This window comes from Algoriphagus sp. CAU 1675, from assembly GCF_029222925.1.
Classification (GTDB): Bacteria; Bacteroidota; Bacteroidia; order Cytophagales; family Cyclobacteriaceae; genus Algoriphagus.
Genome location: NZ_JARHUI010000003.1, coordinates 489,086 through 500,946 on the forward strand (window position 1 = coordinate 489,086; position 11,861 = coordinate 500,946).

Consider the following 11,861-nt stretch of genomic DNA (forward strand, 5'->3'; position numbering starts at 1 on the left):
AAATGAAAGAGTCCCTGTTTAAAATCCCAAATATGGATTGCCCCTCGGAAGAAAACCTGATCCGGTTGAAACTTCGCGGGGTTCAGGGAATTCATCAGTTGGCATTCGACTTGGAAAAACGAGAACTCAAAATATATCATCAAGAAGAAATACTTCCTGTGCTTACTACCGCCCTTGACGGCCTAAATTTAGGAAGCCATTGGTTGGAAAGTAGGGAAATCAAGCAAATTCCAAAAGAAAGGGAAGCCGATCAGCGAAGACTCCTTTGGATTGTCCTAGCGATAAACTTCGGTTTTTTCGTAGTGGAATCCATTTATGGATACTTTTCAAAGTCCATGGGGCTAATTGCTGACAGTTTGGATATGATGGCAGATGCTTTGGTTTACGGTTTGAGTCTTTTGGCAATAGGAACCCAAACAAGCAATCAAAAGAAAGTTGCTTTAATTGCTGGGATCTTACAGGGAATTTTGGCCCTTTTGGGTTTTTTAGAAGTCATCAGAAGATTCTTGGGAAATGAGGCAACGCCTGATTTCCATACCATGATTTGGGTCTCTGTTCTTGCCTTGGGCGCCAATGCCTATTGCCTGTATTTACTTCAAAGTTCGAGAAGTGAGGAAGCACATATGAAAGCCAGTATGATATTCACTTCCAATGATATCCTGATTAACCTTGGGGTGATTCTTGCCGGACTTTTTGTCCTTTGGCTTGAATCCGGAATTCCTGATTTGCTAGTCGGAGCTATTGTATTTGTCTTGGTGGTTTTGGGAGCAATTCGGATATTGAAGCTTTCAAGATAACATTGAAATTGAAGCATTGGAAGAATCAAATTTGAAACCTATGAAATATAAAGTTCACCGGCTCAATGTTAAAAAGCGGAGACATGCAGGAGAAGTTGGAGCTTTTTCTCAACACACTGGATGGAGAGGTAATTTCCATCATTCCCAATGTCAAGCCCACATTTCAACTTATGGGGGCCACTGCAAAAGTAGACTATTTGTTGGTGGTCGAAAAGAGATAAAGCTTTACTAAAAGCACAATTTTAAAGTACGTTTCAAACCAATAGTGTATGTCCTACTCGGATTTAGAAATATCTCGAAACTTTTCAGCACCAATTGAAAAAACGTATGCTGCTTTCTCCAATCCTGAACAACTCAGTCAATGGTGGGGGCCATCAGGCTTTGAGATGGAAATCAAAACCTTTGAATTCTACCCTGGGGGAATGGTTCATTTTGTCTTAAGGGGACCCAATGGATTTGACATCTGGGCTAAATGGGTAATCAGGGAAATAGAGGAACCCTCACGGCTTCAAGTCATCAATTCCTTTTCCAATCCTGTAGGGGAAACTGTCCCCGCACCTGAGATTCCCTTTGGAAAGGACTGGCCTTTAGAAATGGTCATGAATCTGGAATTTTACCAAGATGGTGACTTGACCCGAATTGATTTGGTATCCTTTCCACACCAAGCGCCAGAAGCCAGTCAAAAGCTATTTTCAGAAAACTTATCTAATATGCAGCAGGGCTTTAAAGGGACATTTGATGCCTTGGAAAAGTTTTTGAAAGGTTGATCCCCTTCAGTTTTGGTTGCTTTTAGCCGATAAGATTTTAGAGCTGTTTTTTCATTTTGCTTTCTCATCATTAAAAATTGTTCGAGAAAAATTGAATCGAAAAGCCATTTCAAACAAAACTCAACCTATTCATATTCAACGGGAAAAAACGGTTGATTTCAGCCTCTGAACTGACAATTATCAGTGTAATTCTTTGAAAGTCTGGGTATTTTTAATTCTTACCAAACCAGATTTTGATATGAAAAATATCTTGTTTGCAACCGATTTTTCAGAAAATGCTGAAAGAGCTCTGGATTTTGCCTTGAACCTAGCCAGAAATCACGGAGCGGAAATCACCATGCTCCATGTCTTCGATATTCCTACGTCTTGGAATTACCCTCATGCAGAAACTGCTCTTGAAATGGAAAGGCAAGCAGTGCGAAATGCCGAAAAAAACCTGGCAGAACTTTTCCAAAATCATACCCGAAGTGATGAAATTCTAAGAGCAAACTATTTGGTTATTGGAAATAGATCAGTGGTCAAAGGAATACTGGAAGGCATTGAAGAAAGTGGTGCAGAAATCCTAATAGTCGGAACCAAGGGAGAAAGCAAGGTGAAAGAACTGCTTGTTGGAAGTACTACAAAAGCAATGTTAAATGATTCACCGGTTCCTATTTTGGCAATCCCTGAAAACATCACCAAGGTCAGCTTTAAAAAAGTGGTTTTCGCCTCTGATTTTCAGACGGAAGATCTTCGGGCATTAACTCAGTCCATCAGTTTTCTGGAACCGTTTCACCCCGAAATCACCATCATACACATCAGTAGGTATGATGACATAGTAAGCGCCGAGTTTGTCCAATTCTTTAAAAGCCAGATCCATGATTTGATTAAGTATCCCAATATCCGCATTGAGATTCTTTACGCTGATAAAACCGGTAAGAGCATCTTAAATTATTTACAGCAAAATCAAGTGGATCTATTGATTATGCTGGAGAAAGACAGAAAAGGCTTGTGGGACAACCTGTTTCATCCTGATCTGGTGAAAAAGATGGAATTCCATAGCCATATTCCTGTATTGAGTTTCAGTGAAAAACACCTACTTCATTGAGCGAAAATTCCATTCAAGTCCATTTAAAACAGAAGATTATGTTAGCTAGAAGAATTTATTGGGCATTACTCGTTATTTCTATTCTAATGGGAATTTATTTCTATTGGATAACGCCAGAGCAATATTCTCCACAATTCCTGATACCCATCGCATTTGTGCAATTCCTTTTGTTGATAGCTGGAGTTCATGGCCTATTGGCCCATACACTAAAAGCCCAAACCAAATACAAACTGATATCCTATCCCTTGGTCTTAGGGATTATTTATGTGATTTTATTTTTCATCCACTTATTCGTGGTTATGCCCTTGATTCGTCTCTAAACCAAAGCAATAAAAGCCATGAAAGACATTAATTCTCTCCTATTAGAGATAACCCAGTTAACAACAAACATCAAATACAACTACCCAGAGTTGTACCGCCTGTTGGATGAAAATCCTATCACTTTACCCACAGAAGAGCATCCAAAAATTAATGCGGGTCTTCTTGAGAATTATCTGGAGAGTCTCAAGCAATTACTTAGGCATCACTTAAACGAAGAAAAAACCCAAAGACCAGGGTAAATAATAATCCATTTGAACCTGATTTTCAATTTAAATATTAAAGCCATGAGAAATCTTCAAAGCCTTCTTAGAGAAATTACTCAATTGACTATAAACATTGAGAACAATTTCCCCGAACTCTACAATCGGTTGGATGAAAACCCCATGACAATTCCTTCAGAAGCCAATCCCAAAATCAACAAGGAAATTCTGGAAGATTATCTGGAAAGTCTTAAAAAGCTGCTTCGCGACCAACTCGAGGAGCATAAAATCAAATAAAAAGGAGCTTTTTAGGATATGAAATTCATCTAAAGTAGCCACCCATACCCGGGTAGCATGGGAGAAATTTATCGTTTAAAATAGGGCAGAATATGGACATAGAATGGCTTTCAATCGAGAACCCAATTTTACTCGCTTTATTGGCTACTCTATTTACTTGGGCTATAACCATGGCGGGAGCTGCTTTGGTATTTTTCTTTAAAGATATTCATCGTAGGGTCATGAATCTGATGCTGGGTTTTACAGCTGGGGTTATGATCGCAGCAAGTTTCTGGTCCCTGCTCTCCCCTGCCATAGAAATGGTTGCTGAAGATGATCCGGATTTTGCTTGGTTCCCGGCGACAATTGGTTTTTTATTAGGAGGGGCATTTCTTCTGCTCATTGACAAGCTCTTACCCCACCTTCACCGAAGACTTCCCATCGAGCGTGCAGAGGGGATCAAAACTTCCTGGGAAAGGAGCGTTTTATTGATACTTGCGATCACCCTGCATAATATTCCCGAAGGTCTTGCAGTGGGAGTTGCATTTGGGGCTTATGGAGTTAGCCAGGATCCTGCTATTTTAACAGGGGCAATACTTTTGGCAATTGGAATAGGCTTACAAAATTTTCCGGAAGGAACGGCTGTATCAGTACCTCTAAGACGCGAGGGTTTATCCAGAAGGAAAGCCTTTTTTTATGGCCAATTGTCTGGAATCGTCGAGCCAATTGCCGGAGTTTTAGGAGCTTTTTTGGTTGTTAGCATGTCGCACCTCCTTCCTTACGCCCTTTCATTTGCAGCAGGTGCTATGATCTTTGTGGTGATTGAGGAGCTTATCCCTGAATCCCAACATGGAAATGAGACGGACCTCTCCACAATAGGCGCTATGATTGGATTTGCAACCATGATGATGCTGGATGTAGCCCTGGGTTAAATTCTATCCAGAAAATCCTGTCCAAAAAAATCACCAATTCTGGTGGACTTCCCTACTCCCCAATAAAAAAACCGCTTTTCAGCGGTTCTTTTAAAAATCATTCATAACCCAGGATCTTCAGCATACTTTCTTCAGTCTGATCCTTTGCAAAAAGCCTGTGGGTAATATTTCCGTTTTCATCTCGATCAATCAGCACATGCTTTGGTGCCGGAATCAGACAATGCTGGATTCCTCCATATCCACCCAATGATTCCTGATAGGCTCCCGTATGGAAGAAGCCAATGTATTGGGTTCTTCCAGACTCAATCTTGGGAAGATAAATATTAAACTGATGAGCTTCGGAGTTGTAATAATCCATACTGTCGCAAGTCAGACCACCCAATGAGATGTTGTGATACGTTTCATCCCAATTGTTGATTGCAAGCATGATGTATTTCTGATTCAACCCCCAGCTATCTGGTAACTGGGTAATGAATGAACCATCAATCATGTACCAGAGCTCCTTGTCATTCTGCAATTTTTCATCCAGAATAGAATACAAAACAGCTCCACTTTCACCCACGGTATAGCTTCCAAATTCCGTAAAAATATTAGGCTCGTCCGTATGGTTTTTTGCACACATCCATTTGATGTTTTTGACAATCTGGTCTGCCATATATTGGTAGTCGTAATCAAAAAACACATTGGTTTTGATTGGCCAACCACCCCCAATATCCATGGTATCCAAAGTTGGAGCCACCTTTTTGAGATCCACATACTTTTGAATAAATCGAGTCAATTCGGACCAGTAATAAGCTGTATCCTTGATTCCTGAATTGATGAAAAAGTGAAGCATCTTCAAACTTACCAAAGGGTGATCTTTGATCTTTTCTTCATATAGTTTGATGATGTCATTATATCGTACTCCCAAGCGAGAAGTGTAAAAGCCGAACTTTGGTTCTTCGTCAGCAGCAATTCTGATCCCTACTTGGAATGGAACTTTCACATGCTCTAAATAATAATCTATTTCACCGAGATTGTCCAAAATAGGCACACAATTGAAGCCATCATTGATCAATTCCGTGATATACTGCTTGTATAGCTCCCTTTTAAACCCATTGCAAACAATAAAAGTATCCTTGGAGATTTTGCCTTTTTCATAAAGGCTTCTCACCAATGGAATATCAAAGGTTGAGGAAGTCTCAATATGGATATCATTTTTCAACGCCTCATCCAGCACGAAACTGAAATGAGAGGACTTGGTACAATAGCAATACGTGTATTTCCCCTTGTAATTATGGTTCTGTATTGCGTTGTTGAAATAGGTCTTGGCATTCTGAATATTTTCAGAAATCTTGGGTAAATAAGTCAATTTCAACGGTGTCCCATAGGTCTTGATGATTTCCATCAAGTTTACCCCATTAAAAAACAACTCATTATTTTCTACATGAAACTCTTTGGTAGGAAAATCAAAAGTTTGTTGAATCAGGTCAATATATCGGTTCATTTGCCCCTTATTTTATATCGTATTGCCCTGCAAAAATTGCTTTTTATCAGCGTAATTCAAATGAAAAGGGGACAAATCCCAAAGGATTGCCCCCTATTTATATGATTTTTCCAATCCTTTCCCCCTTACTGCTTGTCAATCAGGGAATTCAGCAATAAAGCCTGTTCAACAAAAAATCTTTTTTTATGGAGTAAAACCTGACTTAAAACTGCCTTGAATTGAATTTCCTTTTCCAATAGACCAATTGTTCTATTCAGAAAATCCTGCGTTTTCATATTTACCTCATTCTGCCGAGATGTACTCGAGGAAAGCCAAAAGTGCCTATGCGGTTTGATTAAAGATAGACTTGATGCACTCCTAATTATGAATTTGATTAATAAACTGTGCAAATAGAGATGAAATTCATTAAAACCAATTTTCCCCATATTTTTTTTGGGATGATATTCAAATGGTATGATATCCATGAAAAAATGTGAAAACAGGCCATTTTAATTAGTTTTGGCCTTTAATTAACCCAATACAATTTTAGGAGACAGATATGAGAGATATAAAACTGATCGAAGTAAGGTCGGAAATTGCAGCAGGGACAAGAGGAGCAAGTATGGGAATCGACGCATTGAAGATTGCTAGTCTAGACAAAAAATCAGATTTCTTCATGAAGTTTGACCCTATCAATGTACAAGATGCCAATGATTACCTCTGGAAGGGGAATAAATATCCGCATGCAAAACATATAGACGGAGTTTATCAAGTGTTAAAAAATGTATTCAGATCCATTGAGTCTCTACGATTAGATAAAAAATTTCCGATTGTTTTAGCAGGTGATCACAGCACAGCAGCCGGAACAATAATGGGCATAAAGGCGGCAGATCCGGACAAAAAATTGGGAGTCATCTGGATAGATGCCCATGCAGACCTCCATTCCCCATTTACTACCCCATCAGGCAACATGCATGGAATGCCATTGGCGATGGTGACTCAGTTGGACAACAAAGAATGCCAAATAAACCAACCAGAAAAAGAAACTATTCTCTATTGGGAGCGCATCAAAAAAATCGGAGGTGACCAAGCCAAAATTGCCCCAAAGGATATTGTTTTCATTTCAGTTAGAGACACAGAAAAGCCTGAAGACCATTTGATTGAAAAACATGGTATAAAAAACTTCACTACTCAAGAGGTCAGGACACTAGGTATAAAGTTAGTAGCACAACAGACCTTGGAAATCTTAAAGGACTGCGACCAGATTTATATTTCCTTTGATGTAGATAGCTTGGATAGTTCTATTTCCGTAGGGACAGGAACACCGGTTCCCAATGGATTGAAATTGCAAGAAGCAATACAACTCAATGCAGAACTGATCAAAGACAAAAGAGTGTGTTGTTGGGAAATTGTAGAAGTCAACCCTACGCTGGATACAGAAAACACCATGGCCGAAGCCGCATTTGAAGTCTTGGAAGTTACTACCAAAGCACTGGTAGAAAACTTCTAAAACATTGAATTGAGAATAAAGTCCATGGTAAATAAATCAGAGTGCATAGATTTGCATCCGAATAAACAATCAAACGAAAATCAACTCTTGGCTTTCCTTAAAATTCAAGAGCAATCAGTTTACCATTCGGTATGAATATACAAGCAAACATTTCGCAAGGAATTCAACAGGCTTTCCAGAATATTTTTGATCACCAGCTGGAGCTTGAGCAAATAAGTTTGGCACCAACCAGAAAGGAGTTTGAAGGCACATACACTTTTGTGGTTTTTCCATTTCTGAAAGTCAGCAAACTTTCCCCAGAAGCAACAGCAAGTAAAATCGGGGATTTCCTGAAAGAAAATATTGCGGAAGTTGCGGATTACAACGTAGTCAAAGGGTTTTTGAACCTGGTTTTGAATGAACTTTCCTGGCTGGATGTATTTCAGAAGCTAATTACCAACCCAAACCCCGGACAATTGCCAGCCAATGGCCAAAAGGTCATGGTGGAATATTCCTCCCCCAACACCAATAAGCCCCTTCATTTGGGTCATCTAAGAAATAATTTCCTTGGGTATTCTGTTGCCGAAATTCTCAAGGCAAACGGATATGAAGTAATCAAAGCCAATTTGGTAAATGACCGCGGAATCCATATCTGCAAATCCATGGTGGCCTACCTTAAATTTGGAAACGGAGAAACTCCGGAATCTTCTGGACTAAAGGGAGATCACCTGGCAGGTAAATATTATGTCCTTTTCGACAAAGAGTACAAGAAGCAAATCGATGAGCTAAAATCTTCAGGTCAATCTGAGGAAGAAGCCAAAAAGAATGCTCCTATCCTTCTGGAAGCCCAGGAAATGCTAAGAAAATGGGAAGCAAATGATGAAGCCACTGTGTCTTTATGGAAGCAGATGAACGCTTGGGTTTATGCTGGCTTTGATGCTACTTACAAGAAAATGGGAGTGGACTTTGACAAGTTTTACTACGAATCAGACACTTACCTACTGGGAAAAGACATTGTTGAAGAGGGACTTGCCAAAGGGGTCTTTTTCAAAAAGGAAAACGGATCTGTATGGGTTGATTTGACTGATGAAGGCTTGGATGAAAAACTCGTTCTTAGAGGAGATGGCACTTCAGTTTATATCACTCAAGATATGGGAACTGCTGATCTGAAATACAAAGATTTCCAAATTGACAAATCTGTATATGTTGTTGGAAATGAGCAAGATTACCACTTTGATGTCTTGTTTAAGATCATGCAGAAATTAGGAAGACCTTATGGACCTGGACTGTACCACCTCTCCTATGGAATGGTAGACCTTCCCTCTGGAAAAATGAAATCTAGAGAAGGCACTGTGGTTGATGCAGATGACCTCATGCAGGAAATGATTGAAACAGCAGAATCCCATACCAAGGAACTAGGAAAAATCGAAGGGTTCTCCAAAGAGCAAGCTGAAGAACTCTATGAAATTTTAGGACTGGGGGCACTGAAGTATTTCCTGTTAAAAGTGGACCCTAAAAAAAGAATGCTTTTCAATCCTCAAGAATCTATTGAATTCCAAGGAAATACAGGCCCATTCATTCAATATTCCCACGCCAGAATTGCTTCTATTTTGAGAAAAGCAGAACAGATTGGTGTGGATTATTCCAAAGCGGATTTTTCGGGAGTAAAAAGCCTAGCAGAATCGGAGTCTGGTTTGATCTTCCTTCTCAATGATTTTGAAAAGAAAATCCGTCAGGCAGGTGAGGATTATGCCCCTTCCATTTTGGCCCAATACCTCTTCGATCTTGCCAAGGAATACAATCGCTTCTATGCAGATGTTCCGATTTTCAATGAAAATGACACTTCTGTCTTAGCTTTCAGGGTAGCACTTTCTGCCCAAACTGCTAAAACAATTAAAAAAGGCATGAGTTTGTTAGGCATATCGGTTCCGGACCGTATGTAATATGAAATCGAGCATGATTCCAAAACCGTCCCATATGACGAGTATTGACCATGTGAGATTCCATGTGTCCTGAAAAACAAATTATTAACGCATGAAAAAGTTCTTATTTACTCTTTCTCTTATCAGTTTGCTTTCCTGTCAGCGCACGCTGGAAAGACCAAATAGCCTTCAAGCAAGTTTAATACCCAAGACAGAGACTTTTATGGAAAGTTCATTTTACAATTTCAAGATGAAGGATCTCGATGGAAACGAGATTGATTTCAGCCAGTTCAAAGGCAAAAAAGTTCTATTGGTGAATGTGGCATCGAAATGTGGATTTACTCCTCAGTACGAAGATCTTCAAAAATTGCACCAAGAGTACGGAGATAAGATCGCCGTTTTGGGCTTCCCCGCAAATAATTTTGGTGGTCAAGAACCCGGGTCCAATGACGATATTAAAGAGTTTTGCACTGCAAATTTTGGGGTTACTTTTCCTGTTTTCGAAAAAATATCCGTGAAAGGATACGACAAACACCCCTTATATAGATGGCTTTCCGATGAAAAACTAAATGGATGGAACAATCAGGAACCCACCTGGAATTTTTGCAAATATTACGTCAATGAAAAAGGAGAACTGATGAAGTTTTTCCCATCTACAGTTTCACCTATGGATGATGAAATCATCTCCCTCATCAAAGGTTAAAACCTGATAATTGTGAAAATAGAGATCAAAAGCAAAAAAGAGGCCTGGCTTCATGCAGTAAGGCTTAGGACCCTTCCTTTAGCTTTGGCAAGTATCCTGGCAGGCTCTTTCATAGCGGCATTCTATGGGAATTTCCGTTGGGAAATTTTGCTTTTGGCCTCCCTCACAACCATTTTTCTACAAATTCTTTCCAATCTATCCAACGATTACGGAGACACGGTTCACGGTGCTGATTCCCAAGACCGGCAAGGCCCTGTAAGGGCTGTACAATCCGGTTTGATTTCTCTTGGGGAAATGAAAAAGGCCATGTACCTCATGGGCTTTTTATCATTGGTATCAGGCTTGGTACTCTTGTATGTAGCAGTTCAGGATTGGATTCTTTTTTCTGTTTTTCTTGGATTGGGTTTAGCGGCCATTTGGGCGTCTGTCTCTTATACCTCTGGCAGCAATCCTTATGGCTATGCAGGACTAGGTGATATATCGGTTTTCCTCTTTTTCGGTTTGCTGGGAGTAGTGGGTACCAATTTTTTACATAGCCTGAGTTTTGAACCATCCGTTTTGCTAATAGGAATTTCTTTGGGATTTTTCAGCACGGCGGTTTTGAACATCAACAATATCCGGGACATAGAATCTGATCTTAACGCCGGAAAAAAGTCCATCCCCGTTCGAATCGGAAAAAAATCTGCAGTACTCTACAATTGGCTACTGCTTCTTGGAGGATATGCTTCCTTGCTGATTTTTGCAATATTCACTCAAAAATTACTGGCCCTACTCCCCTTTTTAGCTTTGCCTTTGATGCTGAAAATTGGTTTGGGTGTTCAAAAAGCAAAAACATCCCAAGAGATTGATCCCTATTTGAAAAAAATGGCCATGTCAACTCTTCTTTGGGTTATTCTATTCGGAATAGGCTTACTTTTTTAGAAAAGGTCTTCCTATTCATTTAAATAGTTGATTTTTATACTAATTTGGTAGAAACAATAACCTTTTTAAAAATGACCAAAGTCTTAGTCCCATTCGATTTCTCCGAGCAGGCACAACATGCCCTCGCTTTTACTGTTCGCTTAGCTGAAAAGCTTGACAACATTCAGGTGGAAGTTTTACACATTTTGGAAATCCCTACCTCTCCTGGATTTGGGAGTATGGGAACTGGAGAATTAATGCCTGAGATTGAAAATCAGATCTTTTTCATTGAGCTGACCGAAAGGAGAAAAAAGCAGCTTAAGGAACTGGAAGAAAGCCACCAAAACAAAAGGTATGCCTTCAAGACCAAATTGACGATGGGAAATGCTTTCCAAAAAATCTCAGAATCCATCAACCAAGAGGATCCCGATTTGGTGGTAATGGGTTCTAAAGGCTCAAGTGGAATGGAGGAAGTATTGGTTGGAAGCAATACCGAAAAAGTAGTTCGTTCAGCCAAATGTCCAGTAGTTACAATCAAGGGTTATACAGATCCCAATGCTATCAAAAAAATCGTTTTTGCAAGTGATTTCAAGGAGGACTCTGATGAAGTTGGAGCAAGAGTAAAGCGCCTACAGCATTTATTTGATGCAGAGCTTTATTTTGTCTTGGTGAATACTCCTGGCAACTTTGAAAGCAGCAGGGAATCCATCATGAGAATCAAATTATTCAACACGAAATATGGGTTTGAAAATGTCAAAGCTGAAATCTATAACAGCCTTTCCGAAGAGGCAGGAATCATTGAGTTTGCTGAAGATATCAAAGCCGACATGATAGCAATGGCTACCCATGGAAGAACTGGCTTTTTGCATTTGATCACAGGAAGCATCGCTGAGGATGTTGTAAATCATGCCAAAAGACCGGTTTGGACCTTTCATACAAAATAATTCACAAATGAATTCATATATGCCTGCTTATTAAAAAGCAGGCTTTTTTATTTTTGAT

At 39.6% G+C, this 11,861-nt stretch carries 14 protein-coding genes; 13 read left to right on the top strand and 1 reads right to left on the bottom strand.

Annotated elements, in window-relative coordinates:
* Positions 1 to 2 precede the first annotated feature (2 nt).
* The 8 genes from P2G54_RS09290 (at position 3) to P2G54_RS09325 (ending at position 4,380) form a co-directional block, all read left to right on the top strand.
* Positions 3 to 797 carry a cation transporter gene (locus tag P2G54_RS09290; RefSeq protein WP_275870411.1) on the top strand — a complete coding sequence of 265 codons (795 nt, stop codon included), beginning with the start codon at positions 3 to 5 and terminating at the stop codon, positions 795 to 797.
* Positions 798 to 862: 65 nt separating this feature from the next.
* On the top strand, positions 863 to 1,018 hold the full coding sequence (locus P2G54_RS09295; protein ID WP_275870413.1) for a hypothetical protein: 156 nt from the start codon (positions 863 to 865) through the stop codon (positions 1,016 to 1,018).
* A 48-nt stretch (positions 1,019 to 1,066) separates the two neighbouring features.
* The gene (locus tag P2G54_RS09300) at positions 1,067 to 1,564 is read left to right on the top strand and encodes an SRPBCC domain-containing protein (protein WP_275870415.1); all 498 of its coding nucleotides are present in this window, start codon (positions 1,067 to 1,069) and stop codon (positions 1,562 to 1,564) included.
* A gap of 238 nt (positions 1,565 to 1,802) precedes the next feature.
* Positions 1,803 to 2,651, top strand: a complete 849-nt coding sequence (locus tag P2G54_RS09305; RefSeq protein WP_275870418.1) for a universal stress protein — start codon at positions 1,803 to 1,805, stop codon at positions 2,649 to 2,651.
* 38 nt (positions 2,652 to 2,689) lie between these two features.
* Positions 2,690 to 2,971: a hypothetical protein gene (locus P2G54_RS09310; RefSeq protein WP_275870420.1), complete on the top strand. Its 282-nt coding sequence runs from the start codon at positions 2,690 to 2,692 to the stop codon at positions 2,969 to 2,971.
* Positions 2,972 to 2,989: 18 nt separating this feature from the next.
* A complete protein-coding gene (locus P2G54_RS09315; protein WP_275870422.1) occupies positions 2,990 to 3,211 on the top strand; it encodes a hypothetical protein in 222 nt (73 codons plus the stop codon).
* A 45-nt stretch (positions 3,212 to 3,256) separates the two neighbouring features.
* On the top strand, positions 3,257 to 3,469 hold the full coding sequence (locus tag P2G54_RS09320; protein ID WP_275870424.1) for a hypothetical protein: 213 nt from the start codon (positions 3,257 to 3,259) through the stop codon (positions 3,467 to 3,469).
* A 92-nt stretch (positions 3,470 to 3,561) separates the two neighbouring features.
* A complete protein-coding gene (locus P2G54_RS09325; RefSeq protein ID WP_275870426.1) occupies positions 3,562 to 4,380 on the top strand; it encodes a ZIP family metal transporter in 819 nt (272 codons plus the stop codon).
* 97 nt (positions 4,381 to 4,477) lie between these two features.
* On the opposite strand, the gene P2G54_RS09330 is transcribed toward P2G54_RS09325, so the two are convergent.
* Positions 4,478 to 5,866 carry an arginine decarboxylase gene (locus P2G54_RS09330; protein ID WP_275870428.1) on the bottom strand — a complete coding sequence of 463 codons (1,389 nt, stop codon included), beginning with the start codon at positions 5,864 to 5,866 and terminating at the stop codon, positions 4,478 to 4,480.
* Between the two features lie 538 nt (positions 5,867 to 6,404).
* On the opposite strand from P2G54_RS09330, the gene rocF reads away from it, so the two are divergent.
* The 5 genes from rocF (at position 6,405) to P2G54_RS09355 (ending at position 11,803) form a co-directional block, all read left to right on the top strand.
* Positions 6,405 to 7,355 carry an arginase gene (gene rocF / locus P2G54_RS09335; protein ID WP_275870430.1) on the top strand — a complete coding sequence of 317 codons (951 nt, stop codon included), beginning with the start codon at positions 6,405 to 6,407 and terminating at the stop codon, positions 7,353 to 7,355.
* A gap of 131 nt (positions 7,356 to 7,486) precedes the next feature.
* A complete protein-coding gene (argS, locus tag P2G54_RS09340) occupies positions 7,487 to 9,277 on the top strand; it encodes an arginine--tRNA ligase (RefSeq protein WP_275870432.1) in 1,791 nt (596 codons plus the stop codon).
* A 91-nt stretch (positions 9,278 to 9,368) separates the two neighbouring features.
* Positions 9,369 to 9,959: a glutathione peroxidase gene (locus tag P2G54_RS09345; protein ID WP_275870434.1), complete on the top strand. Its 591-nt coding sequence runs from the start codon at positions 9,369 to 9,371 to the stop codon at positions 9,957 to 9,959.
* A 12-nt stretch (positions 9,960 to 9,971) separates the two neighbouring features.
* Positions 9,972 to 10,880, top strand: coding sequence for a 1,4-dihydroxy-2-naphthoate polyprenyltransferase (locus tag P2G54_RS09350; RefSeq protein ID WP_275870436.1), 909 nt, complete (start codon positions 9,972 to 9,974; stop codon positions 10,878 to 10,880).
* 71 nt (positions 10,881 to 10,951) lie between these two features.
* Entirely contained in the window at positions 10,952 to 11,803 is an 852-nt protein-coding gene (locus P2G54_RS09355; protein ID WP_275870438.1) for a universal stress protein, read from the top strand.
* Positions 11,804 to 11,861: the final 58 nt, after the last annotated feature.

Excerpts from the sequence above, each read along its gene's own strand:
- P2G54_RS09290 (WP_275870411.1), top strand. The coding sequence starts at position 3 with ATGAAAGAGTCCCTGTTTAAAATCCCAAATATGGATTGCCCCTCGGAA.
- P2G54_RS09295 (WP_275870413.1), top strand. The coding sequence starts at position 863 with ATGTTAAAAAGCGGAGACATGCAGGAGAAGTTGGAGCTTTTTCTCAAC.
- P2G54_RS09300 (WP_275870415.1), top strand. The coding sequence starts at position 1,067 with ATGTCCTACTCGGATTTAGAAATATCTCGAAACTTTTCAGCACCAATT.
- P2G54_RS09305 (WP_275870418.1), top strand. The coding sequence starts at position 1,803 with ATGAAAAATATCTTGTTTGCAACCGATTTTTCAGAAAATGCTGAAAGA.
- P2G54_RS09310 (WP_275870420.1), top strand. The coding sequence starts at position 2,690 with ATGTTAGCTAGAAGAATTTATTGGGCATTACTCGTTATTTCTATTCTA.
- P2G54_RS09315 (WP_275870422.1), top strand. The coding sequence starts at position 2,990 with ATGAAAGACATTAATTCTCTCCTATTAGAGATAACCCAGTTAACAACA.
- P2G54_RS09320 (WP_275870424.1), top strand. The coding sequence starts at position 3,257 with ATGAGAAATCTTCAAAGCCTTCTTAGAGAAATTACTCAATTGACTATA.
- P2G54_RS09325 (WP_275870426.1), top strand. The coding sequence starts at position 3,562 with ATGGACATAGAATGGCTTTCAATCGAGAACCCAATTTTACTCGCTTTA.
- P2G54_RS09330 (WP_275870428.1), bottom strand. The coding sequence starts at position 5,866 with ATGAACCGATATATTGACCTGATTCAACAAACTTTTGATTTTCCTACC.
- rocF (WP_275870430.1), top strand. The coding sequence starts at position 6,405 with ATGAGAGATATAAAACTGATCGAAGTAAGGTCGGAAATTGCAGCAGGG.
- argS (WP_275870432.1), top strand. The coding sequence starts at position 7,487 with ATGAATATACAAGCAAACATTTCGCAAGGAATTCAACAGGCTTTCCAG.
- P2G54_RS09345 (WP_275870434.1), top strand. The coding sequence starts at position 9,369 with ATGAAAAAGTTCTTATTTACTCTTTCTCTTATCAGTTTGCTTTCCTGT.
- P2G54_RS09355 (WP_275870438.1), top strand. The coding sequence starts at position 10,952 with ATGACCAAAGTCTTAGTCCCATTCGATTTCTCCGAGCAGGCACAACAT.